General features: G+C 70.9%; 24 protein-coding genes and 2 tRNA genes. 12 read left to right on the top strand and 14 right to left on the bottom strand.

Annotated features, from left to right (window positions below; genetic code table 11):
• Positions 1-31 precede the first annotated feature (31 nt).
• The 3 genes from KV394_RS00475 to KV394_RS00465 all read left to right on the top strand — a co-directional run bounded on the left by KV394_RS00475 (position 32) and on the right by KV394_RS00465 (position 2,882).
• The gene (locus tag KV394_RS00475) at positions 32-1,189 is read left to right on the top strand and encodes a DNA polymerase III subunit delta' (protein ID WP_247982038.1); all 1,158 of its coding nucleotides are present in this window, start codon (positions 32-34) and stop codon (positions 1,187-1,189) included.
• A complete protein-coding gene (locus tag KV394_RS00470) occupies positions 1,186-2,739 on the top strand; it encodes an alpha/beta hydrolase (protein ID WP_247982037.1) in 1,554 nt (517 codons plus the stop codon). Before KV394_RS00475 ends, KV394_RS00470 begins: the two co-directional genes overlap by 4 nt.
• 70 nt (positions 2,740-2,809) lie before the next feature.
• Positions 2,810-2,882, top strand: a tRNA-Thr gene (locus tag KV394_RS00465).
• 84 nt (positions 2,883-2,966) lie between these two features.
• Here KV394_RS00465 and KV394_RS00460 read toward each other — a convergent pair.
• Both KV394_RS00460 and KV394_RS00455 read right to left on the bottom strand, forming a co-directional pair.
• Positions 2,967-3,956, bottom strand: coding sequence for a MerR family DNA-binding transcriptional regulator (locus KV394_RS00460; RefSeq protein ID WP_247982036.1), 990 nt, complete (start codon positions 3,954-3,956; stop codon positions 2,967-2,969).
• 3 nt (positions 3,957-3,959) lie between these two features.
• Positions 3,960-4,634 carry a HEAT repeat domain-containing protein gene (locus KV394_RS00455; protein WP_247982035.1) on the bottom strand — a complete coding sequence of 225 codons (675 nt, stop codon included), beginning with the start codon at positions 4,632-4,634 and terminating at the stop codon, positions 3,960-3,962.
• Between the two features lie 91 nt (positions 4,635-4,725).
• On the opposite strand from KV394_RS00455, the gene KV394_RS00450 reads away from it, so the two are divergent.
• On the top strand, positions 4,726-5,307 hold the full coding sequence (locus KV394_RS00450; RefSeq protein ID WP_247982034.1) for an isochorismatase family protein: 582 nt from the start codon (positions 4,726-4,728) through the stop codon (positions 5,305-5,307).
• The gene (locus KV394_RS00445) at positions 5,304-5,837 is read left to right on the top strand and encodes a DUF1697 domain-containing protein (protein ID WP_136031447.1); all 534 of its coding nucleotides are present in this window, start codon (positions 5,304-5,306) and stop codon (positions 5,835-5,837) included. Before KV394_RS00450 ends, KV394_RS00445 begins: the two co-directional genes overlap by 4 nt.
• A gap of 21 nt (positions 5,838-5,858) precedes the next feature.
• Here KV394_RS00445 and KV394_RS00440 read toward each other — a convergent pair whose 3' ends face one another.
• Positions 5,859-6,101 (bottom strand): hypothetical protein, encoded by a 243-nt coding sequence (locus tag KV394_RS00440; RefSeq protein WP_136031449.1) that lies wholly within the window; start codon positions 6,099-6,101, stop codon positions 5,859-5,861.
• Between the two features lie 25 nt (positions 6,102-6,126).
• Between KV394_RS00440 and KV394_RS00435 the strand changes: the two genes are divergently transcribed.
• Positions 6,127-6,645: a CGNR zinc finger domain-containing protein gene (locus KV394_RS00435; RefSeq protein WP_247982033.1), complete on the top strand. Its 519-nt coding sequence runs from the start codon at positions 6,127-6,129 to the stop codon at positions 6,643-6,645.
• Between the two features lie 3 nt (positions 6,646-6,648).
• Here KV394_RS00435 and KV394_RS00430 read toward each other — a convergent pair whose 3' ends face one another.
• From KV394_RS00430 to KV394_RS00420, 3 genes are all read right to left on the bottom strand, one after another.
• The gene (locus KV394_RS00430; RefSeq protein WP_136031454.1) at positions 6,649-7,194 is read right to left on the bottom strand and encodes a type 1 glutamine amidotransferase domain-containing protein; all 546 of its coding nucleotides are present in this window, start codon (positions 7,192-7,194) and stop codon (positions 6,649-6,651) included.
• Between the two features lie 118 nt (positions 7,195-7,312).
• Positions 7,313-8,107: an ABC transporter permease gene (locus KV394_RS00425; RefSeq protein WP_247982032.1), complete on the bottom strand. Its 795-nt coding sequence runs from the start codon at positions 8,105-8,107 to the stop codon at positions 7,313-7,315.
• The gene (locus KV394_RS00420; RefSeq protein ID WP_247982031.1) at positions 8,104-8,838 is read right to left on the bottom strand and encodes an ABC transporter ATP-binding protein; all 735 of its coding nucleotides are present in this window, start codon (positions 8,836-8,838) and stop codon (positions 8,104-8,106) included. Before KV394_RS00420 ends, KV394_RS00425 begins: the two co-directional genes overlap by 4 nt.
• 70 nt (positions 8,839-8,908) lie before the next feature.
• On the opposite strand from KV394_RS00420, the gene KV394_RS00415 reads away from it, so the two are divergent.
• Positions 8,909-9,460 carry a helix-turn-helix domain-containing protein gene (locus KV394_RS00415; RefSeq protein WP_247982030.1) on the top strand — a complete coding sequence of 184 codons (552 nt, stop codon included), beginning with the start codon at positions 8,909-8,911 and terminating at the stop codon, positions 9,458-9,460.
• Between the two features lie 3 nt (positions 9,461-9,463).
• On the opposite strand, the gene KV394_RS00410 is transcribed toward KV394_RS00415, so the two are convergent.
• Positions 9,464-9,536, bottom strand: a tRNA-Lys gene (locus KV394_RS00410).
• A 131-nt stretch (positions 9,537-9,667) separates the two neighbouring features.
• Positions 9,668-10,327: a fasciclin domain-containing protein gene (locus KV394_RS00405; RefSeq protein WP_136031456.1), complete on the bottom strand. Its 660-nt coding sequence runs from the start codon at positions 10,325-10,327 to the stop codon at positions 9,668-9,670.
• A gap of 177 nt (positions 10,328-10,504) precedes the next feature.
• Here KV394_RS00405 and KV394_RS00400 point away from each other — a divergent pair, with 177 nt between their 5' ends.
• The 5 genes from KV394_RS00400 to KV394_RS00380 all read left to right on the top strand — a co-directional run bounded on the left by KV394_RS00400 (position 10,505) and on the right by KV394_RS00380 (position 15,345).
• Complete coding sequence (locus KV394_RS00400; protein ID WP_247982029.1) at positions 10,505-12,217, top strand: cytochrome c biogenesis protein DipZ; 1,713 nt, start codon at positions 10,505-10,507, stop codon at positions 12,215-12,217.
• Positions 12,218-12,248: 31 nt separating this feature from the next.
• Positions 12,249-12,851, top strand: a complete 603-nt coding sequence (sigK, locus tag KV394_RS00395) for an ECF RNA polymerase sigma factor SigK (protein WP_247982028.1) — start codon at positions 12,249-12,251, stop codon at positions 12,849-12,851.
• Positions 12,848-13,636 (top strand): anti-sigma factor, encoded by a 789-nt coding sequence (locus KV394_RS00390; protein ID WP_247982027.1) that lies wholly within the window; start codon positions 12,848-12,850, stop codon positions 13,634-13,636. Before sigK ends, KV394_RS00390 begins: the two co-directional genes overlap by 4 nt.
• 28 nt (positions 13,637-13,664) lie before the next feature.
• Positions 13,665-14,294: a DNA-directed RNA polymerase subunit beta gene (locus KV394_RS00385; RefSeq protein ID WP_247982026.1), complete on the top strand. Its 630-nt coding sequence runs from the start codon at positions 13,665-13,667 to the stop codon at positions 14,292-14,294.
• Between the two features lie 166 nt (positions 14,295-14,460).
• A complete protein-coding gene (locus KV394_RS00380; RefSeq protein WP_136035811.1) occupies positions 14,461-15,345 on the top strand; it encodes an aminodeoxychorismate lyase in 885 nt (294 codons plus the stop codon).
• A gap of 60 nt (positions 15,346-15,405) precedes the next feature.
• On the opposite strand, the gene pstB is transcribed toward KV394_RS00380, so the two are convergent.
• From pstB to KV394_RS00350, 6 genes are all read right to left on the bottom strand, one after another.
• Positions 15,406-16,185, bottom strand: a complete 780-nt coding sequence (gene pstB, locus KV394_RS00375) for a phosphate ABC transporter ATP-binding protein PstB (protein WP_136031466.1) — start codon at positions 16,183-16,185, stop codon at positions 15,406-15,408.
• Between the two features lie 26 nt (positions 16,186-16,211).
• Complete coding sequence (gene pstA, locus KV394_RS00370) at positions 16,212-17,306, bottom strand: phosphate ABC transporter permease PstA (protein WP_247982025.1); 1,095 nt, start codon at positions 17,304-17,306, stop codon at positions 16,212-16,214.
• 1 nt (position 17,307) lies between these two features.
• A complete protein-coding gene (gene pstC / locus KV394_RS00365; protein WP_136031470.1) occupies positions 17,308-18,291 on the bottom strand; it encodes a phosphate ABC transporter permease subunit PstC in 984 nt (327 codons plus the stop codon).
• A 105-nt stretch (positions 18,292-18,396) separates the two neighbouring features.
• Positions 18,397-19,500 carry a phosphate ABC transporter substrate-binding protein PstS gene (locus KV394_RS00360; protein WP_247982024.1) on the bottom strand — a complete coding sequence of 368 codons (1,104 nt, stop codon included), beginning with the start codon at positions 19,498-19,500 and terminating at the stop codon, positions 18,397-18,399.
• Between the two features lie 181 nt (positions 19,501-19,681).
• A complete protein-coding gene (locus KV394_RS00355; RefSeq protein ID WP_136035809.1) occupies positions 19,682-20,668 on the bottom strand; it encodes an NUDIX hydrolase in 987 nt (328 codons plus the stop codon).
• Positions 20,665-22,830, bottom strand: a complete 2,166-nt coding sequence (locus tag KV394_RS00350; protein WP_136031477.1) for an RNA degradosome polyphosphate kinase — start codon at positions 22,828-22,830, stop codon at positions 20,665-20,667. Before KV394_RS00350 ends, KV394_RS00355 begins: the two co-directional genes overlap by 4 nt.
• Between the last annotated feature and the right edge of the window lie 36 nt (positions 22,831-22,866).

Raw genomic sequence — 22,866 nt, 5'->3', positions numbered from 1 at the left:
CGGCGTCGGCGGTCCCGATTAGGCTGAGGACATGCCCCCGACTCTCGCCCCCGCATTCCCCTGGGCGGACGTCTGGGGCCAGGACGCGGCGGTCGACACGCTGCGCGCGGCCGCAGCCGATCCGTCGGCCCTGTCCCACGCCTGGCTGATCACCGGCCCGCCGGGGTCGGGGCGGTCGACGCTCGCGTACGCGTTCGCCGCGGCGCTGATCGCCGAGGGTCCCGATGACGAGGCCACCATGCGCCAGGTCCTCGCCGGCACCCATCCCGACGTCACGGCTCTGCGCACCGACAAAGTCATCATCACGATCGCGGAGGCGCGATCCCTGGTCGAACGTTCGTACTTCGCCCCGTCCGCCGGGCGCTACCGCGTCATCGTCGTCGAAGACGCCGATCGCATGGTGGAGCGCACGTCCAACGTGCTGCTCAAGGCTCTGGAGGAGCCCCCGGAGCAGACGGTCTGGATCCTCTGCGCGCCGAGTGAGGCGGATCTGCTTCCCACCATCCGTTCACGCGTGCGGTCGCTGCGGCTGCGGGAACCCGACGTCGCCGATGTGGCACGACTCATCAGCCTCCGCACGGGGGTCGATGAGGCGGTCGCCGAGCAGGCGGCGCGTCACGCGCAGCGACACATCGGGATGGCCCAGCGGCTCGCCACCGATGACGCCGCACGACGTCGTCGTGAAGAGACGCTGCGCGCCGTCATCGGTGTCCGCGGTGTGAACGACGCGGTCGATGTCGCCGGGCGCATCATCCAGGCGGCGACCGAAGACGCCAAGGCGCTCACGTCCGAGCGCGACGCGAACGAACGGGCCGCGCTGTTGCGCACCGTGGGCGTGGCGGAGGGGCAGGCCGTGCCGCCGGCGCTCCGCCCGCAGGTGTCCGCGCTGGAGGACGAGCAGAAGAAGCGGGCCACGCGGAGTCTGCGCGACGGCATCGACCGCGTGCTCACGGACATGCAGTCGCTGTTCCGTGATGTGGTGATGCTCCAGTTCGGGCGCAGTGACGACCTCATCAACAGCGAACTGCGCCCCGAACTCGTCGATCTCGCGGCGGCATGGCCCGTCGCCCGGACCCTGGTCGTCCTCGACCACCTTGCCGAGACCCGGCAGTCGCTGGAGCGCAACGTCGCTCCGCTGCTCGCCCTGGAGAGCTTGCTCGTGACGGTCACGAGCGGGAGGAAACCGTGAACACTCGCCCCCTGTCGCGCCTGCGTCGCGCGGCCGCGCTCATCGCCGGACTGGCCGTCGCCTCGGTCGCCCTCTCGGGCTGCCTCTACGCGATGATCCCCGAGCAGTCGGCACGCCCGGCGGGCGAGAAGGAGCCGGACACCGAGGGTGTCGCGGCCGACCTGCTGCCCTACTACTCCCAGAAGCTGGACTGGACGGAGTGCGGCACCGGCTTCGAGTGCACCGACGTCACGGCGCCTCTCGACTGGGAGAACCCCGGCTCCGGCGAGATCCAGCTCGCGGTGGTGCGGCATCGCGCGGAGGGCACCGCGGTCGGCTCGCTCCTCACGAACCCCGGCGGGCCCGGCGCGAGCGGGGTCGACCTGGTACTCAGCAGCCTCGGCTATGCGGTCGGCCCCGCACTGGTCGAGAACTACGACGTGATCGGCTTCGACCCTCGCGGGGTGGGCGGGTCGACGGCCGTCACCTGCTACGACGACGCCGAGATGGACGACTACCTCTACGGCATCCCCGAGGCCCAGCGGGGGAGCGCCGAGTGGGAGCAGGAGCTGCTCGACGGGCATCGCGCCTTCGCTGAGGCGTGCGACGCCAACAGCGATGGCATCCTGCCGTACATCACCACGGTCAACGCGGCCCGCGACATGGACCTGATCCGCGCGGTGCTGGGAGACAAGCAGCTCAACTACCTCGGCTACTCGTACGGCACGTTCCTCGGTGCCACCTACGCCCAGCTCTACCCCGAGAAGGCCGGACGCCTCGTGCTCGACGGGGCGATCGACCCCGCCGTCCCGGGACTCGAGGTCGGGGCCACGCAGGCGCTGGGATTCGAGTCGGCGCTGCGGGCGTACATGCAGAACTGCCTCGATTCGGGCAACTGCCCGTTCAGCGGCTCGGTCGACGAGGCGATGGCCGACCTCGGAGCGCTCCTGGCCAGCGCCGACCGCACGCCCCTCGAGAACGGGGACGGACGGCTGATGGGCGCCGATGCGCTGATGACCGCGATCATCGCCGCGCTGTACTCGCAGGACAGCTGGGACTACCTCACCCAGGCCCTGGAGGAGGCGCTGCAGGGCGACCCCACGACCGCGTTCGTGCTCGCCGACTTCTACAACGGTCGGGAGAACGGCACCTACATCGACAACTCCAGCGAGGCCTTCCGCGCGTACAACTGCATGGACTATCCGGTGGAGGACGACCCGGCGGCCGAGGCGGCGATCACCGCGAAGATCGCGGAGGGGGCACCCACGATCGCGCCCTACTGGACCGGCCCGGACCCCTGCGAGGTGTGGCCCTATCCGCCGACGGGGACACGCGGGGAGATCGCGGCGGAGGGCGCCGGTCCCATCGTCGTCGTCGGTACCACCAATGACCCGGCGACGCCGTACGAGTGGTCCGAGTCGCTCGCGAACCAGCTGGAGGAGGGCGTGCTGATCACCCGTGTGGGCGAAGGGCACACCGGCTACAACAAGGGCAACACCTGCGTCGACGACGCGGTCGAGGGATTCCTGCTCGACGACGTGGTGCCCGAGGACGGCCTGCGCTGCGAGTGAGGGCGGGCTCGATTCGCGAGCGAGGCCGAGACAGGGTAATATCGGTGATCGCGCCGCTCACGCGTCGCACGCCGCTTTAGCTCAGTCGGCAGAGCATTTCACTCGTAATGAAAAGGTCGTCAGTTCGATTCTGACAAGCGGCTCAGTGAAACCCCCGGGATCCTCGAGATCCCGGGGGTTTCTGCGTGTGCGGAGCTGCGCCATCGGGCGTGGCGCGGCACCGACGCCTAGGTGCGCCGTGCCAGGAGTGCCGACGCCGTGAGCGCCACCCCGCGATCCTCATCCCGTGCGAATCCGCCCAGGGCCTCGTCCGCGCTCAGGCCACGAACCCCCGCCAGTGCGGCGGCGAGCCGGCGACGCGCGACGACCGAGGCGCCGTCGGCGGCACGCTGCACGTGCTCGGCCACGGTCCGCGCGGCTGCGGGGTCCTCCGCGAGTCGTTCGAGCACCTCCGCGGCGGCGACGTCGTCGACCCCGGCTGCCACGTCCGTCACCAGCCGGGGAATCACAGCCGTGTCCCCGTCGCGGCCCCGCGCTCGGGCGGCCGCGGCCGCGATCTCCCGGTCGGGGTGCTCGATCGGCGCGCCGAGGGCGGCCCGCGCCCGTGGTGTGTCGAGCTTCTCCAGCGCGCGCATCGCGCGGTGACGACGCGCGGCCTCGGCGTCGTGCAGTCCTCGCTCCAGCGTCGGCACGGCGTCGTCCCCGGCCCGCGCGACCGCCCACAGCAGGGCCCCGGCGGTGTTGAGGTCATCCTCCCGCAGCAGCGCCGCGACGAGGACGGTTGTGGACGCGTGGTCGGCGTCCGCGGTGAGGGCGAGCGTCTGCCGCGCGGACGCGTCCGGCACCTCCAGGCCCCGCAGGAGCTCCACCATGCGCAGGGCGTCGGACCAGTCCCGCGGTTCGCCCGACCGCACCTGTTCGAGGCGCTCCGCCAGCTCGGTGAGCACCGCGAGCCGCGCGCGCGTGCGATGCAGGAGCCGCTCGATCGTGTCGGACGGCGCGCGGGCGTCGTCCGCGATAGCCGCGGGGATGTCCGCGAGCGGGAGGCCGAGCGAGCGCAGGTTCTCGATGTGGAACAGCCGGCGAAGATCCGCGTCTGAATAGTCCCGGTACCCGCCCGCGGTGCGTTCGCTGGGCGACAGCAGGCCGATGCGGTCGTAGTGCCGCAGCATGCGCGCGCTGATGCCCGAGCGCGCCGCGACCTCGCCGATCAGCACGCCTCAGCCCTCCGCGGGAGCGGGAGACGCCTGCAGCGCCACGATCCGCTGCGCCTCTCGGATCGCCGCGCCGAAGTCGTCGTCGGGGTCGTCGATCAGCCGCGCGGTCGCCAGGGCATGCGCGCGCACGGCGGGGTCGGCGTCGTGTGCGGCAGCGGCGGCCACGGCGGCCCCCGCGTCGTCGAGCATCGCGATGGCCCGACTGAGGCTGCGCTGCAGCTCCCGGTCGCCGCGCCCGAGCTGGGTCGCCAGCTCCCGGGCGAGCGCCGGCCGCTCCTCGTCCGGCACGAGCCCCGCCGCGGCGCGCCACGCCGCGCGTGCGACCTCGGGGTCGCCGTCGCGCAGCAGCTCGGGCGACACCGCGGGCCAGGCACGACGGTCGCCGATCTTCGACAGCGTGTGCAGGGCCTGGCTCCTGGCCTGCGCCACGGGTGACCGCAGCTCCGGCAGGAGGCGGTCCACGGTCGGCCCGGCGTCGTGTCGGGTGAGTGCCCACGTGAGCATGTCGCGCACGAAGAAGTCGGGCTCCACCGCGCTCTGCTCGACGAGCACGTCGATGTAGCAGGGGTTCGGCATGGTGCCGGCCGTGAGAGCGGCCTGCAGGCGCGCCGAGGACGCGGTCGACTGCAGGGCAGCGCGCAGTCTCGACGCCGGGTCGAGGGGATGCTGTTCGGTCATGGTTGCCTCCGCCGTCCATTCCACACCTTGTCACGATGACAGGGTCAAGCGCTGCCCGGTCGACGGCGCCCGCACGGCGTACCCTCGAGGCATGAGCAGAGCACTCCTCATCGTCGACGTCCAGAACGACTTCACGGAGGGCGGGGCGCTCGCGGTGGAGGGGGGAGACGCGGTCGCCGAGGCCGTCTCCGCCTTTCTCACCGTGCACGCGGCCGACTACGACGTGATCCTCGCCTCCCGCGACTGGCACGATGCGGACGGCGACAACGGCGGACACTTCTCCGGCTCGCCCGACTTCGTCGACACGTGGCCGGCCCATTGCGTCGCGGGCACGGCGGGCGCGGACTACGACCCGCTGCTCGACACGACCGCGGTCACCCACCACGTCCGCAAGGGGCAGGGTGTGCCCGCGTATTCGCTGTTCGAGGGCATCACCGACGACGGCGACACCGCCGGGGCCGTGCTCTCGGCCGCCGGAGTCGTGTCGGCCGATGTCGTCGGCATCGCGACGGACCACTGCGTGCGCGCCTCCGCGCTGGATGCCATCGCGCACGGCGTGCGGGTCCGCGTCCTCACCGACCTGATCGCCGGGGTGGCCGCCCGCTCGAGCGAGGCTGCGCTGGCCGAGCTCGTGCACGCCGGCGCGGTGCTGGCCGAGAGCGGCGACGCGTGAGTCGCAGCGTCCTGCTGCTGCGCGCGGTCAACGTGAGCGGGCGCAACAGCGTGCCGATGGCGCGACTGCGCGAGGTGCTGGAGGAGCGGACGGAGCTCGCCGCTGTGTCGACCTACATCGCCAGCGGCAACATCCTCTGCGCGACGCCCGACGACCCCGAGGCGGCCCGCGCGACGGTGCGCCGCCTGATCGCGGAGGAGTTCGGCGTCGACACGCCCGTCATCCACCGCACGCACGCGGAGCTCGTGGCGACGGAGGCCGCGCAGCCGTTCCCCGACGGCGAGGCGAGGTACGTGCACGCGATGTTCCTGGAGGGGCCGCCCGCGCCGGGTGCGGTCGCGGCGCTCGAGCAGCGACTCGTGCCAGGGGAGCGGATCGCGCTGGTGGGTCAGGACCTGTGGATCGATTACGCCGAGGGCGGCGTGCACTCCACGAAGCTCACCACGAGCGTGCTCAACCGTGCCCTGGGGGTGGCCGGAACCGCCCGCAACCTGCGCACCACGCAGAAGCTCATCGACCTCACGGCCTGAGCGGGGCGGGGCGCGGGGGCCTCATCGCTGGTCGGCGTCGGCGGCGTCGGAGCCGTCGGGAGCTGCGGCGAGGGGGCGGCTCAGCGCGCGCGGCGGGAGATGCGGATGCGCGGCGACGTCGACCCGGCGCGTGCCGCAGTCGAGGCAGCGCACGTAGAGCACGACGCCCTCGCTGGTGGGGTGCCGCGACTCCACGAGCCAGGCGTGCTCGTGGCGGTCGACGGGCGGGACGAGGGGGACGGGGAGGGTGTCGGCGGCGGTCATGGGACCAGCGTGATGTAATGGTCTTATGCATCTCAACCCTTACGGCGAATACGCCGTGCTGCTGGGCGCGTCACTGGCGAACGACTGGCCGGCCGACCGGCAGGGCATCGAGGAGCGCACGCTCGCCCTCGGGATGACGCAGACCTTCCCGCCCGCCGACGGCGACCACGCCGCGGTGCGGGCGGTGATCGACGACTGGCTCGCCATCGTCGATGCGCCCGACCCCGACGAGCGCGCCGCCCTGCTCAACGCGCAGCTCGCCGCCGCCGGCGCCTATCCGCGACTCGTCGACCACGATGACGAGGGGTGGCACCTGCACTACCGCGACGACGTGCGGTCGTTGCCGTTCGTGCTGCGCGCGACCATCAACCTCGGCACCGCGCTGCACCTGGTCACGCGCGGCATGAACCGGCTCGGACGCTGCGAGGCCGCACCCTGCCGCAACGTGGTCGCCGATGTGACGCGCAACGGCCGCCAGCGGTTCTGCTCCGTGAGGTGCGCGAACCGGGCGGCCGTGCGGCGCCATCGGGCGCGCGTCGGGTGAGGGTCAGGCGGTCTGTCCCGCGTGCTTGCCCTCGCCGATCTCCTCGACCAGCTTCGCGTTGAAGGCGGGGAGGTCGTCGGGGGTGCGGCTGGAGACCAGGCCCTCGTCGACCACGACCTCCTCGTCCACCCAGCTCGCGCCCGCGTTACGCAGGTCGGTCTTCAGGCTGGGGTAGCTCGTGAGGGTGCGGCCGTCGACCACGCCCGCCTCGATCAGGATCCAGGCGCCGTGGCAGATCACCCCGACCGGCTTGTGCTGCTCGAAGAAGGAGCGGGCGAGTGCGATGGACGCCTCGTCCATGCGCAGGTGGTCGGCGTTCACCACGCCGCCCGGGAGGACGAGCGCGTCGAACTGGTCGGCGGAGGCATCGGCCGCGGTCAGGTCGACCGCCTGCTCGTGACCGTTCTTGCCGGTGATGGCGGCGCCGTCGGGGGCGATCATGGTCGCACTCGCGCCCTCCGCGGTCACGGCCTCCCACGGGCTGGTCAGCTCGCTGTCCTCGAAGCCGTCGGTCGCCAGGAACGCCACGCGGTTTCCGCTGAGAGTCATCGTCTGTCCTTTCGCTGGGGGAGTCGCCCGGATCCGGGCGCACCATCACCCTCTCTCGGGGGCCAGGAGCGCGGACAGGGGGTGGCCAGGAGGCCGCGCGGATGATACGAGGGCGGGCTCACGCGAGGTCGCGCTGAAGCGGGACGAGCACGGCCGCGAGACTCCCGAGCAGCGCATAGGCGCCGAGCAGCGCGGCTCCGACCACGGGCGCCACGAGCACGGAGGCGGCGAGGGGCACCTGCTCCGCGAGGGTATCGGTGAGGAGCGTGAAGTCCATCAGCGCGGCCGTCGCACCCCCCGGGAGGTACGGGTACACGAGGTTCGCCCCCGGCACGAGCATGAGCACCGGTTCCAGGAGGTAGAAGTAGCCGACCACGATCCCGATGGCGAGCAGCTGGTGGCGCGCGAGCGCACCGATTGCGACTCCCAGGACCGTGTACACCGCTGCCGCGAGGGCGAGCTGGGTGAGCATGATCCCGAGGGTCCCCGCGGTCACGCCCAGCGTCGCTCCGCGCAGGGCCGCCGCGCCGAGCAGGGCGAGTCCGGCCGACAGCGCCATCGCGACCCCGTAGCCGAGCCCGAGCAGGACGAAGATCCCGAGCTTCGCGGCCAGCAAACGTCCTCGACGCGGTGCGGCGAGGAAGGTCGCTCCGATGGTCCGGTGGCGGAACTCGCTCGTGATCGCGATCGTGCCGATGAGTGCCGGCAGGAAGAGGGTCAGACCGCTCAGGCCGACCACGAAGCCCACGCCCTGGTCGGTGTCGATTCCCGGGAGCGGAGGCGTGGCGTTCTCGGGGCCGATCAGGGCGAGCAGCCCGGTCAGCCCCGCCCCGCTCGCGACCGCGGCGACCAGGGCCCACAGGGGGAGCCGGGTGGAGAGGAGGCGGACGGCCTCGCCACGGAGCAGGTTCATCGGACGATCCCTTCGTGGGTGTGGGCGAGGAACGCCTCTTCGAGCGTGCGACCGTCGGCGGTGAACTCCGCCGCGGCCCCGGTCCAGGCGACCTGGCCGCGGTCGATGACCACGAGGTCGTCGATGCTGTGCTGCACCTCGCTGAGCACGTGGCTGGAGAGCACGACGGTTCCGCCGCGGGACGCGAAGTCGCGGAGGAAGGCACGCAGCCAGGCGATGCCGGCCGGGTCGAGGCCGTTCGACGGCTCGTCGAGCAGCAGGGCGTGCGGCTCGCCGAGCTGCGCGGTGGCCAGGGCGAGCCGCTGGCGCATGCCGGTGGAGAAGCCGCTGACGCGGCGGTCGGCCGCCTCGTGCAGGCCGGTGAGGGCGAGCACCTCCGTGACGCGCTGCGCGCGGTGCCCGCCAAGGGCGGCATAGGTGCGCAGGTGGTCGCGGGCGGACGTCGCAGGGTGCGCCGCGGCGAGGTCGAGCACGGCCCCGACGGTGCCGCTCGGTCGGGCGAGGGCGCGATAGGTGACGCCGTCGAACCGTGCCGTGCCCGCGTCGGGACGGACGAGGCCGAGCATCATGCGCAGTGTCGTGGACTTGCCGGCGCCGTTGGGCCCGAGGAACCCGGTCACACGGCCGGGCTCGGCGCGGAAGGAGACGCCGTCGACCGCGGTGAGCTCGCCGTAGCGCTTCGTGAGAGCGGTGACCTCGATGGCGGGACCGCGCAGGGGTGGGTGCGTCATGGACGCTCCTCTCGACGTACGATGGGGTTGTCGTTGAGAACATTATCATCATGAGAACAATGGAGCGCACGTGACCCGATCCGCCCCGATCGCCGACGTCGTCCTGCACCCCGTCCGGCTGCGCATCGTGCAGCAGTTCGGCGGACGGGAACTCACCACGGCCGAGCTCCGCCAGGCCCTGCCCGACGTGACGCAGGCCACGCTGTACCGCCACGTGTCGGCGCTCGTCGACGCCGGCATCCTCGCGGTCGTGCAGGAGCGACGCATCCGCGGAGCGATCGAACGCACGCTCGCGCTCGGCGACCGTATGGCCCACGTGGACCAGGACGAGCTCGGCGCGATGGACGACGCACGGCTCCGCAGCGCGTTCCTGACGTTCCTGGGGGAGCTCGGGGCGGGCTTCGATCGCTTCCTTGCCGACCCCGACCCAGCAGCCCGGAGCTTCGTCGGCTTCGGTCAGACGCCCCTGCACGTCACCGAGGCCGACCTCGCGACGATCCAGAGCGGACTGACGGAGTTGCTCGCGCCCTACCGGGATGCCGACCGTCCCGGTGCCCGTCGCATCGACCTGGCCACGGTCGTGACGCCGCACGCACCCGCAGGGGTGGCGACGGAGGAATGACGGTGGGCCCCGTGGGGCTCGAACCCACGACCCGCGGATTAAAAGTCCGATGCTCTGCCAACTGAGCTAGAGGCCCGTGCTCCCAGTCTAGGGCGCACGACGAAGGGCCGTCGGCGCACAGCTCGCCGACGGCCCTTTCACCTTCCCTGACTCCTCCCGATCAGAGAAGGCCGTGTGCCGGTCGGGTCGCCCGGCACCTCCCCGCGCTTACTGCGCCGGGGGCATCAGGACCGAGTCGATCAGGTACACGGTCGCGTTCGCGGTCTGCACGCCGCCGCAGATGACGTTGGCGTCGTTGACCATCCACTGGTCACCGCTGCCGGTCACCTCGAGGTCCGCGCCCTGCACGGTCGTGTGCATGCCGGCGATGTCGGCCGGCTCGATCTGGCCGGGCACCACGTGGTAGGTGAGGATCGACGTCAGCGTCGCGCTGTCGGTCTTCAGGGCCTCGATCGTGGCGGGGTCGATCTTCGCGAACGCGTCGTCGACCGGCGCGAACACGGTGAACTCGTCACCGTTGAGCGTGTCGACCAGGTTCACGTCGGGGTTGAGCTGGCCGCTCACCGCGGCCACCAGCGTGGTCAGCATCGGGTTGTTCGACGCGGCGACCGCGACCGGGTCCTGCGACATGCCCTGGATGGAACCGGCGCCGTCCGGGACCTCTTCGGCGTAGGCCGCGCAGCCCGGGCCCACGAGGTTCGCGGCGGGGTCCATCTCCATCGGCGTCGACTCCGACGTCTCGGGGGCCTTGGGCTCCGACGACTCCTCCGTCGTGCTGCCGCTGCCCATGGAACACGCGGAGAGCAGGAATGCGCTCGCCAGACCCAGGGTGACTGCTGCGGTGACCTTCTTCTTGGTGCTGAACATGTCGAGCTCCTTCGAAACTCCGGCCACGGCCTCTCCGTGGCGTTGACCGGTGTTCGGAACCGTCTCGGGATCGGATGGGACGAATTCGGAAAAAGTTCGCGAATCCTCCCTCGCGGGGTCCGATCCAATCCATTGGGCGGCCCGGAGCGAACAGAGCCTGACAGAAGCGAGGACCTCATGGACCTGATCATCATCGGCCTGCTCGGCGGGCTCATCACCGGCATCTCGCCGTGCATCCTGCCCGTGCTCCCGGTGATCTTCCTCACCGGCGGCGCGCAGTCGGCGGCCTACGACGGAGAGGCGGTGCCCGCCCGGCGCAGCCGCCCGTACTTCGTGATCGCGGGCCTCGTGCTCAGCTTCACGCTGGTGACGCTCGTGGGTTCGCTGATCCTGGGTCTGCTGAACCTGCCGCAGGACATCATCCGCTGGGTGGGCATCGCGGTGCTGGTCGTGATCGGCGTCGGCCTGATCGTGCCGCGGTTCCAGCACCTCCTGGAGCGGCCGTTCCAGCGCTTCGGGCAGCGCGAGGTGAAGAACCGGGGCAACGGCTTCGGTGTCGGACTGGCCCTCGGCGCGGTGTTCGTGCCGTGCGCCGGACCGGTCCTCGCGGCGATCATCGTGGCGGGCTCGACCGGCCAGATCGGCGTGGGCACGGTGCTCCTCACGGTGTCGTTCGCGATCGGCGTGGCCGTCCCGCTGCTGGTGTTCGCGCTCGCGGGTCGCAGCGTGGTGGAGCGCATCCGCGCCTTCCGGTCGAAGGAGCGCGCACTGCGCATCGCCGCCGGCATCGCCATGATCGCACTCGCTGTGGGGCTCGTGTTCAACGTACCGCAGGCGCTGCAGCGGCTCCTTCCCGACTACACGGCTCCGCTGCAGGAGCAGATCGCCGACTCCGAGCAGGTGCAGGACGCGCTGGACCTCGGTGGCCTGGTCAACGACGAGAACAAGGACCTCGACCAGTGCACGAACGGTGCGACCGAGCTCGAGTCGTGCGGCACTGCCCCGTCGATCAAGGGCATCCAGCAGTGGCTGAACACGCCCGACGGCGAGGCGATCGACCTGAAGGACCTGCGGGGGCAGGTCGTGCTGATCGACTTCTGGGCGTACTCGTGCATCAACTGCCAGCGGTCGATCCCGCACGTGGTGGCCTGGGACGAGGCGTACCGCGACGCCGGACTGCAGGTCATCGGGATCCACTCGCCGGAGTATGCGTTCGAGAAGGATCCGGGCAACGTCGCCGCGGGCGTGCGCGACTTCGGCATCGCGTATCCCGTCGCGCTCGACAACACCCTGTCGACCTGGACGAACTACCGCAACCGTTACTGGCCGGCGCACTACCTGATCGACGCGGACGGCACCGTGCGCCACATCTCCTTCGGCGAGGGCAACTACGCGGCGACGGAGTCGATGATCCGGGAGCTGCTGCAAGACGCGGATCCGGACGTGCAGCTGCCGCCGGCGACGGACGTGAAGGACGAGACGCCGGAGCTCGGCTCGACGACACGGGAGACCTTCCTCGGCTCGTCGAAGGACGTGAACTACGGCGGCGGGGACGAGTACCGCCGCGGTGAGGGCAGCTTCTCGTTCCCGAAGGACCAGCCCGACGACAGCTTCGCGCTGGACGGCGACTGGACGGTCGAGACGCAGTACGTGACCCCGGCGAGCGACGACGGACGCATCCGCCTGGAGTATCGCGCGGGGGAGGTGCGGATGGTCGTGGCGGGCTCGGGTGAGGTCGTGGTGCGCGATCAGGACGGTGAGGAGCAGACCATCGCGATCGACGGGACGCCTCGCTCGTACGGCCTGGTCGAGCAGGGCGACATCGCGAAGGGAACGCTCACGCTCGAGGTCCCGGCCGGTGTCGAGGTCTATTCCTTCACATTCGGGTGACGTCTGCACGGGAACGGGGAGGAGATACGGCATGCTTATGGAGATGGTCATCGACGGGATGGACGTCCCGGAGGACGGGGCAGCGCCGCAGGATGCCGTCGCCGACCTCCTCGTCCGCGTCGCGTCCGGTGATCAGGCTGCCTTCGCCGAGCTGTACGACTCCCTGTCCCCGCGGGTCTTCGGCCTCATCCTCCGCGTGCTGGTCAACCGCGCGCAGAGCGAGGAGGTGCTCCAGGAGGTGTTCCTGGAGATCTGGCAATCCGCTTCGCGGTTCGCTCCGAACAGAGGACAGGGACGAACCTGGGTGATGACCATCGCCCATCGACGGGCCGTCGACCGGGTGCGGGCATCGCAGTCGAGCGCCGACCGCGATGTGCGAGCCGGCTTCAAAGACCTCGGTGTCGCGCACGACAGTGTCGCGGAGCGGGTGGAGCTGGGCATCGAGGGAGAGCGGGTCGTCGCGGCGCTGTCAGGGCTTCCTGACGCGCAGCGGGAGGCGCTCGTCCTGGCCTACTACGGCGGTTACAGTCAGAACGAGATTTCGGCGCTCGTGGGGGCGCCGCTGGGGACGATCAAGACACGGATGAGAGACGGACTGACCCGTCTCCGCACGGCGATGGGGGTGACGGCATGAACGAGAAGGACTTCGCGGAACTCGCGGCGGGTGCCGCGCTCCACGCGCTGTCCGCCGACGACGAGAACCGGTACCGCCGGGCGCTCGTGGAGCATCCGGAGTGGGCGGCCGTGGCAGACGTCGACGCGGACAGCGTCGCGCTGCTGGGTGAGGGCGTGACTCCGGTCGCCCCGCCGCCCGGCGTTCGTGCGGCTCTGCTCGCCCAGATCGCCCGGACGCCGCAGGGCGACACCGACCCACACGACACTGACGCGCACGACACCGCGGGGAGCACCCCCGGGGTCGCGTCCGCCGGTGGCCCCGAGGAGCCCGCCGTCCGCAGGCCGCGCCGCTGGACCCGCCTGGCCTTCGCGCTCGCCGCGTGCCTGGCGCTGCTGGTCGGCGTCGGCATCGGAGCGGTGGCGCTCAACGCACAGCTCACCCGTCCCGCCAGCGTCGTGGCGCTGCAGGAGATCGAGGCCGCGGGCGATGCGCAGCAGGCCACGGTCGAGCTCGACGGCGGGGCCACGGCCACCGCCCACTGGTCGGGCTCGGTCGGCAAGGCCGTGCTCGTGACGGACGGTCTGCCCGAGACCGACGCCGGCAAGACGTACGAGCTGTGGTTCGTGCGCGGCGAGGAGCCGATCGCGGCCGGTGTGTTCGACCCGGAGGACGGCGCGGCGACCGCGCTGCTCGAGGGCGAGATGCGGGCGGGTGACGCGATCGCGGTGACCGTGGAGCAGGAGGGCGGCTCGCCGTCCGGGCAGCCCACCACGGATCCGGTCATCGTCATCCCCACGGCCTGAGCCGCGGCGGCGGGCGTACCCTGGAGGGATGCCCGAGCAGCACCACCGGCCCGTGCGCCGCCCCTCCCACGCGTTCGACAACATCGTGGGGTCGAGCGACCCCGCGGAGGAGAGCAGGGTCGCGCACGCCACGGCCTCCGCGCTGCTGACGCGCGTGCGCGAGGACGAGACCGGCGCGAGCGTGGAACGGCTGATCGCGTTCACGCGCGAGCACGGCATCGACGAGATCGCGGAGCTGTGGTCCACCGCGCCGTCGCGCACGCTGCCGGGGTCGCTCTGGCGCCTGTACGTGCTGCAGCTGGCGATCCACGGCGACCCGCGCACCGCCGCGCTCCTGTACGACCGGGGGCGCGTCGAGCTGCCCTCCGCCGACGCCGTGGTGGCGGGTGCCCCGGTGCCGGCGAGCCCGGACGAGCTGGTCGCGCTGATCGACACGATCCTGCGCGGCGCCTTCCGGGGCGATTTCGCGGTGGCGCTCGACCGGGCGGCGGCGTTCTGCCGCGTGCAGTCCTCGGGCGCGACGCACACCGCGGACGACTACGAGGTGACGGAGCCGGAGCGCGCGAGCGAGCTGACCACGCGGGCGCTGCGGTTGAGCACGTACGCGCAGGACCTCTCGGCCTCGGCGGCGCTGTGGCGGATGGGCGCGCTGGCCTGACAGCGCCGCGGCCGGCGCCCGGACAGAGAAAGACCGGGCCGCAAGAACGCCTCTCGGCGGAAGGCCGCTCGCAGCGGCGAAAATTGGAGCCCGGGGTTATGCGGCCCGGCCACTCCAGTGTAACGCGAGCGCGCGACAGGTATTCCCGGCGTTCTAGGCTCGTGGCATGACCCGACGCTTCGCCCTCATGCTCGACCCCGTCGCCGCCGACGAGCAGCGCGACGACTACACCGGCACGTTCACGCAGGTCGACGCCACGGCTCCGGCCCTGAGTGTCGGCGAGCTGAGCACCCAGCGGGGGGACGGCGTGTTCGAGTCGATCGGCGTGGTCGACGGTCATGCGCAGGAGGTCGTGCCGCACCTGGAGCGACTGGCACACTCCGCGCGACTGTGCGACCTCCCCGAGCCGAACCTCGAGCAGTGGCGGCAGGCGGTGCAGCGGGCCGCGGCGCAGCTCGGCGCGGGGGAGTCGGTCATCAAGCTGATCCTCAGCCGCGGCGTGGAGCACGGACCCACACCCACCGCCTGGGTCACGGCCGCTCCCGCCGCGGACTTCTCCGCCGTGCGCCGCGACGGCGTGAAGGTGGTCACGCTCGACCGCGGGTACGACCTCGGTGCCGCCGAGCGGGCGCCGTGGCTGCTGCTGGGCGCCAAGACCCTGTCGTACGCGGTGAACATGGCGGCGCTGCGCGAGGCCAAGCGGCGCGGGGCCGACGACGCGGTGTTCCTCTCGAGCGACGGCTTCGTGCTGGAGGCGCCGACGGCCTCGCTCCTCCTGCGCTTCGGCGACCGGTTCACGACCCCGGCGCCGAACGGCGGGATCCTGCACGGCACCACACAGCTCAGCGTGTATGACCACCTCAGCGCGCGCGGCTTCGAGGTCGGCTACGACCGCATCCCCGCGGGCGACCTCACCCGGGCCGATGCGGCGTGGCTGGTGTCGAGCGTGCGTCTCGCGGCGGCCATCACCGCGGTCGACGGTGTGCCGCTGCCGGTGGATGCCGCGCTCACGGACGAGCTCAACGCGTACCTGCTCTCGCCGCGCGACTGAGGCCGCAGACGCGGAGGGGCCCGGGTGCCGTCGCACCCGGGCCCTTGTCGTACCGGCGGTTCAGCCGAAGCGGCCGGAGACGTAGTCCTCCGTCGCCTGCACCGACGGCGTGGTGAAGATCGACGTCGTGTCGTCGTACTCGATGAGCTTGCCGGGCTTGCCGGTGCCGGCGATGTTGAAGAACGCCGTCTTGTCCGAGACACGGCTCGCCTGCTGCATGTTGTGGGTCACGATCACGATCGTGAACTCGTTCTTGAGCTCGCCGATCAGCTCCTCGATCGCGTACGTCGAGATGGGGTCGAGCGCCGAGCACGGCTCGTCCATCAGCAGCACCTCGGGCGACACCGCGATCGCGCGGGCGATGCACAGACGCTGCTGCTGACCGCCGGAGAGGCCGGAGCCGGGGCGGTCGAGCCGGTCCTTGACCTCGTTCCAGAGGTTCGCGCCGGTGAGCGACTTCTCGACCAGGTCGTCCTGGTCGCTCTTGGACATGCGGCTGTTGTTGAGCTTGACGCCCGCGAGCACGTTCTCCTTGATCGACATCGTGGGGAACGGGTTGGGGCGCTGGAACACCATGCCCACCTGGCGGCGCACGAGCACCGGGTCGACGCCGGCGCCGTACAGGTCCTTGCCGTCGAGCAGCACCTCTCCTTCGACGCGGGCGCCGGGGATGACCTCGTGCATGCGGTTGAGTGTGCGCAGGAAGGTGGACTTGCCACAGCCGGAGGGGCCGATGAACGCCGTCACGCTGCGCGGCTGGATGTCGAGGGAGACGCCTTCGACGGCGAGGAAGTTGCCGTAGTAGACGTTGAGGTCGTTGACTTCGATGCTCTTGGACACGGGGTTTCCTGTTCTGAGGTTCGGGCTCAGCGGCCGGAGAGTTTCGGGGCGAACCACTTCGCGATCAGACGCGCGAGGAGGTTCAGCACCATGACGATGAGGATGAGGGTGAGGGCGGCGGCCCAGGCGCGCGCGACCGCGGCGTCGGGGTTGGTGCCCTGGTTCATGTACTGGTTGTAGGCGAACACCGGCAGGGTCATCATCTGACCGTCGAAGATGTTCGTGTTGAGGCTCTGCGTGAAGCCGGCGGTCAGCAGCAGCGGGGCGGTCTCACCGATCACGCGGGAGATCGCGAGCATGACCGAGGTCATGATGCCGGCGATGGAGGTGGGCAGCACGACCTTGAGGATCGTCAGCCACTTCGGCACGCCCAGCGCGTAGGAGGCCTCACGCAGTTCGTTCGGGACGATGCGCAGCAGTTCCTCGCTGCCGCGGACGACGACCGGGGTCATCAGCACGGCGAGGGCGAGCGCGCCCATGAAGCCCATCGAGATGCCCGGTCGCAGCAGCAGCGCGAACACGGCGTAGATGAACAGACCGGCGACGATCGACGGGATGCCCGTCATCACGTCGACGAAGAACGTGATGGCCTTCGCGATCTTCCCGCGCCCGTACTCGACCAGGTAGATCGAGGTCATGAGCCCGATCGGGACCGAGATGATCGTGGCCGTCAGGGTGATCAGCACGGTGCCCCAGATGGCGTGCACGATGCCGCCGCCGTCGCCGACCACGTTGCGCATGGAGTAGCTGAAGAACTCGGCGTCGAAGCGTTCGATGCCGTTCGCCACCACGGTCCACAGCAGCGACACGAGCGGCAGCAGCGCGATCAGGAAGGCGGTGGCGACGAGGGCCGTCATGAGCCGGTCCACGGCCTTGCGGCGGCTCTCGGCGATCGACGAGATCACCGTGATGATCACCATGTAGAGCAGGATGCCGACGATCACGGTGCCCGCGATGTTGAAGTCGGCGAGCGGCGTGTCCGACCCCGCCGCGGCGACGCCGAACACGGCCGCCGAGACCGCGAACGAGACGCCGAGCAGGGCCCACGGCGCCCACTTCGGGAGGCGGCCGGAGGTGAGGGAGGCGCTCGGCGCGGGGGGAGCGCTGGTGAGGACGGTCATGTCAGTTCGCTCCAGAGAACTCGGCGCGGCGGGCGACGATCCAGCGCGCCACGGCGTTGACCGCGAAGGTCACGACGAAGAGGATGAGGCCGGTCGCGATGAGCGTGTTGACGCCCGTGCCGTGCGCCTCGGGGAAGGCGAGGGCGATGTTCGCGGGGATCGGCGTGGGGTTCGTGGCGGTGAGCACCAGGAAGCTCACGACCGCCGAGGGGGAGAGCACCATGGTCACGGCCATGGTCTCGCCCAGGGCCCGCCCGAGCGCGAGCATCGCGGCGGAGACCATGCCGCCGCGGGCGAAGGGGAGCACGGCCATGCGCACCATCTCCCAGCGGGTGGCGCCGAGGGCCAGGGCGGCCTCCTCGTGCAGCTTCGGCGTCTGCAGGAAGACCTCGCGGCAGATGGCGGTCATGATCGGGATGCACATCACGGCGAGGACGAGGGCCGCGGTGAGGATGGTCTTGCCCGTGGCGGAGACCTGACCGCCGAAGAAGGGCACCCAGGAGGCGTTGTCGTTCAGCCAGACGTAGATCGGCTGGAGCAGCGGGGCGAGCACGAGTCCGCCCCACAGGCCGAAGACCACGGACGGCACGGCCGCGAGCAGGTCGATGATGTAGCCGAGTACGGCCGCGAGTCGGCGGTGCGCGTAGTGCGAGATGAACAGCGCGATGCCGATGGCGATGGGGGCCGCGATGATCAGGGCGATGAACGAGGCCCACAGCGTGCCGAAGACGAGCGGCCAGACATAGGCCCAGAAGGATTCGCCGCGCAGGATGTGGTTGTCGGTGGTGTCGAGCTGGAAGGCCGGGAGGCTCTGGATGATGAGGAACGCGGCGACGAGGGCGAGCACGACGAGGATGATGATCCCCGCTCCGAGTGCGGTGCCGGAGAACACCCGGTCGCCGAGTCGCTGCTTGGCCTTGATCGGTGCGGGCGGCGCCGGGGTCGGTGCCGGTGCCGTGGTGGGCTCCTGCGCGGTCGTGCTCATGATCTCCCTGTTTCGGGCCGGGTGGAGATGGATCGGGTGCTGACCCGGCGGAGCCCCCGCGTCCGTGTCGGGACGCGGGGGCACCGTGTCAGCGGATCGGCGGGATCAGCCGACCTGGATCAGGTCGATCGCGGCCTGGACCTGCTCGCGCAGGCCGTCCGAGATCGGGGCGCTGCCGGCGTTCTCCGCGGCGGCGTCCTGGCCCTCGGCGCTCGCGATGTACGTGAAGTAGGCCTTCACGAGCTCCGCGACGTTGCTGTCCTCGTACTGCTCGCAGCCGATGAGGTAGCTGACCAGGGCGATCGGGTAGGCGCCGTCCGCGGCGGAGGCCGGGTCGACGTCGAAGACGAGGTCGCCCTCGCCGCGGCCCTCGGCGAGCGGCGAGGCCTCGACGAGCTTCGCTGCGGCCTCGGCCGAGTAGGGCACGAACTCCTCGCCGACGCCCACGGCGACCTGGCCGAGGCCGTCCGCCTGCGAGGCGTCGAGGAAGCCGATGGCGCCGTTGCCGGCGGTGATGGCCTGCTTCACGCCCGAGGTGCCCTGAGCGGCCTCGCCGCCCTGGATCGGCCACTCGTCCGAGACCTCGTAGGTCCACACGTCGGGAGCGGTCGCGCTGAGGTACTTCGCGAAGGTCTCCTGCGTGCCGGACGGGTCGGAGCGGTGCACGGGCGAGATCGCCAGGTCGGGCAGCTCGACGCCCTCGTTGAGAGCGGCGATCGCGGCGTCGTTCCAGTTGGTGATGGTGCCGGCGAAGATGCCCGCGATGGTCGCGGCGTCGAGGTTCAGGGTGTCGATGCCCTCGAGGTTGAACGCGACCGCGACGGGCGAGATGTAGAGCGGGACCTCGACGATGTCGTCGGTCGTGCAGGCGCCGAAGCCGCCGGCGGCGATCTCCTCGTCGTTGAATGCGCGGTCGGAGCCGATGAAGTTGCTGCCGCCCTCGAGGAAGTTCTCGCGGCCCGTGCCGGAGCCGGTGGGCTCGTAGTTGACGGTCACGTCGGGGTTGGCGGTCTGGAACGCGGCGACCCAGGCCTCCTGGGCTGCGGTCTGGGAGGACGCGCCGGTCGCGTCGATCGTGCCGGAGAGCGTGGACTCGCTGGACTCGTCGGTGGAGCCGCCGGTGCCGCCTTCGTTCGCGGCACAGCCGGCGAGTGCGAGAGCGGCGACGGCGCCGATGGCGCCGATTCGTGCGATTCGGGAGATCTTCACTGTGGATCCTTCGATCGTGGAGGGTTGGGGCCCGGTGCAGGGCACACAGTGACGCTAGGGGCGACGGTTAACGAGACTCTCCCTCGCAGGTGAACGGCAGGTGAACGACCGGAGACGCTCTGGGGGCGATCCCAGGCGCCGCGCGGGCTCGAGCGCCCTCGTTCGCGGGTCCGCCGACGTGTCAGACCTTCGGCGCGTGCGTCTCGATCGAGATGATCCCGGAGCCGGGATTCGTGGCGGACACGTGCACGACGGAGAACGCGCCGGTCTCCAGATCGGCGGCGCTGGTCACGTACGAGCCGCGCACGGTGCCGGTGGCGAGGGCGATCTCGGCGAGCAGGGCGGGCAGCACGGGGCCGTGGCTGCACAGCACGGCGGGCTTGCCGGAGCGGATGCGGCGTCCGACGACCGAGCGGAGGTCTGCGGTGCCGTCCTCCCACGCGTCCTGGCTGATCTTCTCCGTCTTCACCGGCTTGCGGTCCAGGGCCTTCGCCAGCGGGGCGACCGTCTGCACGCAGCGCACCGCATCGCTCGTGATGAGCTTGCGCACGCCGAACGCGCGGAGCGGACCCACGATCGCCTTGGCCTGGCGTCGGCCGCGTTCGGTGAGCGGCCGCGCGGAGTCCGCGCCGTCCCACTCCGAGCGGGGGAGGGCCTTCGCGTGCCGGAGCGCGATCACCGGGAAGGTGCGCAGGACGCCGTCGTCGACGAGGGCCGCGAACGCGTCGAGGATCTCGTGGTCGACCGGGTAGCTGAGCGCGGCGCGGGCCTTCTTGACGCTGACCCACTCGAGCGCGGCGATCTCCCGGTTGGGCACGAACGTCGACGCCCGGATGGCCTCGTCGGTCGCCTCGGCCGCCCAGTAGTGCACGACCTTCTGCTTGCGTGAGGCGAGCAGGTAGCGGCTCACCCCCACGGGGACGCCGAGGGCGACGCGGATGCCCGTCTCCTCGTGCACCTCGCGCACGGCCGTCTCCGCGAGCATCTCACCGGGGTCGACCTTGCCCTTGGGGAGCGTGACGTCGCGGTACTTCGTGCGGTGGATCAGCAGGATGCGCAGCTTGCCGTCGACCAGGCGCCACACCACGGCACCCGCGGCGTACACGGCCTTGTCCGCCCACTTGGAGCGGGCGATGTCCTCGGGGAGCTGGAGCTGCCGCGCCGTCATCGGACCGCCCGCGCCCGCCGGCGCCGCTGGATCATGCCCATGGTCTTGTCCTGCAGGTCGACCAGCGGCCTGCCGTCCGCGTTCACGGCGTGGCGCTCCCAGACGCCGTCGGCGCCGAGGTGCCACGACGACGTTCCGTCGTCCATCGCGAGGTCGAAGAACGCCGTGAGCTCCTTGAGGTGCGCGGGGTCGGTCACGCGCACGAGCGCCTCGACGCGACGGTCGAGGTTGCGGTGCATCATGTCGGCGCTGCCGATGTAGACCTGCGGGTCGCCGCCGTTCTCGAACGCGAAGATGCGCGAGTGCTCCAGGTAGCGGCCGAGGATGCTGCGGACGGTGATGTTGTCGCTGATGCCCTCGAGGTCGGTGCGCAGGCTGCAGATGCCCCGCACCCACACGTCGACCTTCACGCCTGCGGCGCTGGCGCGGTACAGGGCGTCGATGATCTCCTCGTCCACCATCGAGTTCACCTTGATGCGGATGTGTGCGGGCACGCCAGCCTCGGCGTTGCGGCGCTCGGCGTCGATCAGGCGGATGAGGCCCTTGCGCAGGTGCAGCGGTGCGACCAGGAGGCGCTTGAACTTCTTCTCGATCGCGTAGCCGCTGAGCTCGTTGAACAGCCGGGTCAGGTCCTTGCCGACCTGGGCGTCGGCGGTGAACAGGCCGAAGTCCTCGTAGATGCGGCTGGTCTTGGGGTTGTAGTTGCCCGTGCCGACGTGGGAGTAGTGCCGCAGCAGGCCGTCCTCCTCGCGGATCACGAGCGCGAGCTTGCAGTGCGTCTTGAGGCCGACCAGCCCGTAGACCACGTGCACGCCGGCCTTCTCCAGCTTGCGTGCCCACACGATGTTGTTCGCCTCGTCGAACCGCGCCTTCACCTCGACCAGGGCGAGCACCTGCTTGCCGGCCTCGGCGGCGTCGATGAGTGCCTGCACGACGGGGCTGTCGCCCGAGGTGCGGTACAGCGTCTGCTTGATCGCCAGCACGTGCGGGTCTCGCGCCGCCTGCTCCAGGAACGCCTGCACGCTGGTCGTGAACGACTCGTAGGGGTGGTGCACGAGCACGTCGGACTTGCGGATGGCCTTGAAGATGTCGGCCCGGTTGCTCGATCCCGCCGGCTGGAACGCCACCGCAGTCGTGGGCAGGTGCGGCGGGTAGCGCAGGTCGGGACGGTCGATGCGTGACAGGTCGAACAGGCCCCGCAGGTCGAGCGGTCCGGGAAGGCGGTAGACCTCCAGATCGGTGATGTCGAGCTCGCGCACGAGCAGGTCCATCGTGACGTCGTCCATGTCGTCGGTGATCTCGAGGCGGATGGGCGGGCCGAACCGGCGGCGCAGCAGCTCCGCCTCCAGCGCCTGGATGAGATTCTCGCTCTCGTCCTCCTCGATCTCCACGTCCTCGTTGCGGGTGAGGCGGAACGCGTGGTGGTCGAGCACCTCCATCCCGGGGAACAGGTCGCCGAGGTGGTTGGCGATCAGCTCTTCCAGGCGCAGGAAGCGCTTGATCTCCCCGGTGGACGGCACCTCGACGAAGCGCGGCAGCATCGGCGGCACCTTGAGACGGGCGAACTCCTGACGGCCCGTGCGGGCGTTGCGGATGCGGATCGCGAGGTTCAGCGACAGCCCGGAGATGTAGGGGAACGGGTGAGCGGGGTCGACCGCCAGCGGCATGAGCACGGGGAAGACCTGCGCGCCGAAGTAGTCGGACAGCGCGCTGCGCTCCTCGTCGGTGAGGTCGGACCACTCGGTGATCTCGATGCCGGAGTCGGCGAGAGCGGGACGCACCAGGTTGGTCCACGCGGCCGCGTGCCGCAGCTGCAGCGCGTGTGCTTCGCGCGAGATGTCGGCCAGGGCGTCGACGGGGGAGCGGCCGATGTTGGTCGGCACCGCGAGGCCGGTCATGATGCGGCGCTTGAGGCCGGCGACGCGCACCATGAAGAACTCGTCGAGGTTGCTCGCGAAGATCGCCAGGAAGTTCGCGCGCTCCAGCTCGGGCAGCGTCGGATCCTCGGCGAGCTCGAGCACACGCTGGTTGAACGCGAGCCAGCTCAGCTCGCGGTCCAGGTACCGGTGGTCGGGCAGTTGCGAGTCCGGGGACTCCACGGCATCGAAGTCGTCGTCTTCGGCGTCACCGAGGCCGGCGTCGGCGAGTGCGGGATCGATCATGGGGTACATCTAAGCACCGGGAGGTGTCGGGCGTGT

It is taken from the genome of Microbacterium sufflavum (assembly GCF_023101165.1).
Classification (GTDB): Bacteria; Actinomycetota; Actinomycetes; order Actinomycetales; family Microbacteriaceae; genus Microbacterium; species Microbacterium sufflavum.
Note: the sequence above shows the minus strand (reverse complement) of the source record. Positions and strands in the feature narration are given on the sequence as shown.

What these genes read in the sequence shown, in the direction of transcription:
- KV394_RS00475 (WP_247982038.1), top strand. Translation starts at nt 32, where the DNA reads ATGCCCCCGACTCTCGCCCCCGCATTCCCCTGGGCGGACGTCTGGGGC.
- KV394_RS00455 (WP_247982035.1), bottom strand. Translation starts at nt 4,634, where the DNA reads ATGACCGAACAGCATCCCCTCGACCCGGCGTCGAGACTGCGCGCTGCC.
- KV394_RS00450 (WP_247982034.1), top strand. Translation starts at nt 4,726, where the DNA reads ATGAGCAGAGCACTCCTCATCGTCGACGTCCAGAACGACTTCACGGAG.
- KV394_RS00440 (WP_136031449.1), bottom strand. Translation starts at nt 6,101, where the DNA reads ATGACCGCCGCCGACACCCTCCCCGTCCCCCTCGTCCCGCCCGTCGAC.
- KV394_RS00435 (WP_247982033.1), top strand. Translation starts at nt 6,127, where the DNA reads ATGCATCTCAACCCTTACGGCGAATACGCCGTGCTGCTGGGCGCGTCA.
- KV394_RS00430 (WP_136031454.1), bottom strand. Translation starts at nt 7,194, where the DNA reads ATGACTCTCAGCGGAAACCGCGTGGCGTTCCTGGCGACCGACGGCTTC.
- KV394_RS00425 (WP_247982032.1), bottom strand. Translation starts at nt 8,107, where the DNA reads ATGAACCTGCTCCGTGGCGAGGCCGTCCGCCTCCTCTCCACCCGGCTC.
- KV394_RS00420 (WP_247982031.1), bottom strand. Translation starts at nt 8,838, where the DNA reads ATGACGCACCCACCCCTGCGCGGTCCCGCCATCGAGGTCACCGCTCTC.
- KV394_RS00405 (WP_136031456.1), bottom strand. Translation starts at nt 10,327, where the DNA reads ATGTTCAGCACCAAGAAGAAGGTCACCGCAGCAGTCACCCTGGGTCTG.
- KV394_RS00400 (WP_247982029.1), top strand. Translation starts at nt 10,505, where the DNA reads ATGGACCTGATCATCATCGGCCTGCTCGGCGGGCTCATCACCGGCATC.
- sigK (WP_247982028.1), top strand. Translation starts at nt 12,249, where the DNA reads ATGCTTATGGAGATGGTCATCGACGGGATGGACGTCCCGGAGGACGGG.
- KV394_RS00390 (WP_247982027.1), top strand. Translation starts at nt 12,848, where the DNA reads ATGAACGAGAAGGACTTCGCGGAACTCGCGGCGGGTGCCGCGCTCCAC.
- KV394_RS00385 (WP_247982026.1), top strand. Translation starts at nt 13,665, where the DNA reads ATGCCCGAGCAGCACCACCGGCCCGTGCGCCGCCCCTCCCACGCGTTC.
- KV394_RS00380 (WP_136035811.1), top strand. Translation starts at nt 14,461, where the DNA reads ATGACCCGACGCTTCGCCCTCATGCTCGACCCCGTCGCCGCCGACGAG.
- pstA (WP_247982025.1), bottom strand. Translation starts at nt 17,306, where the DNA reads ATGACCGTCCTCACCAGCGCTCCCCCCGCGCCGAGCGCCTCCCTCACC.
- pstC (WP_136031470.1), bottom strand. Translation starts at nt 18,291, where the DNA reads ATGAGCACGACCGCGCAGGAGCCCACCACGGCACCGGCACCGACCCCG.
- KV394_RS00355 (WP_136035809.1), bottom strand. Translation starts at nt 20,668, where the DNA reads ATGACGGCGCGGCAGCTCCAGCTCCCCGAGGACATCGCCCGCTCCAAG.
- KV394_RS00350 (WP_136031477.1), bottom strand. Translation starts at nt 22,830, where the DNA reads ATGATCGATCCCGCACTCGCCGACGCCGGCCTCGGTGACGCCGAAGAC.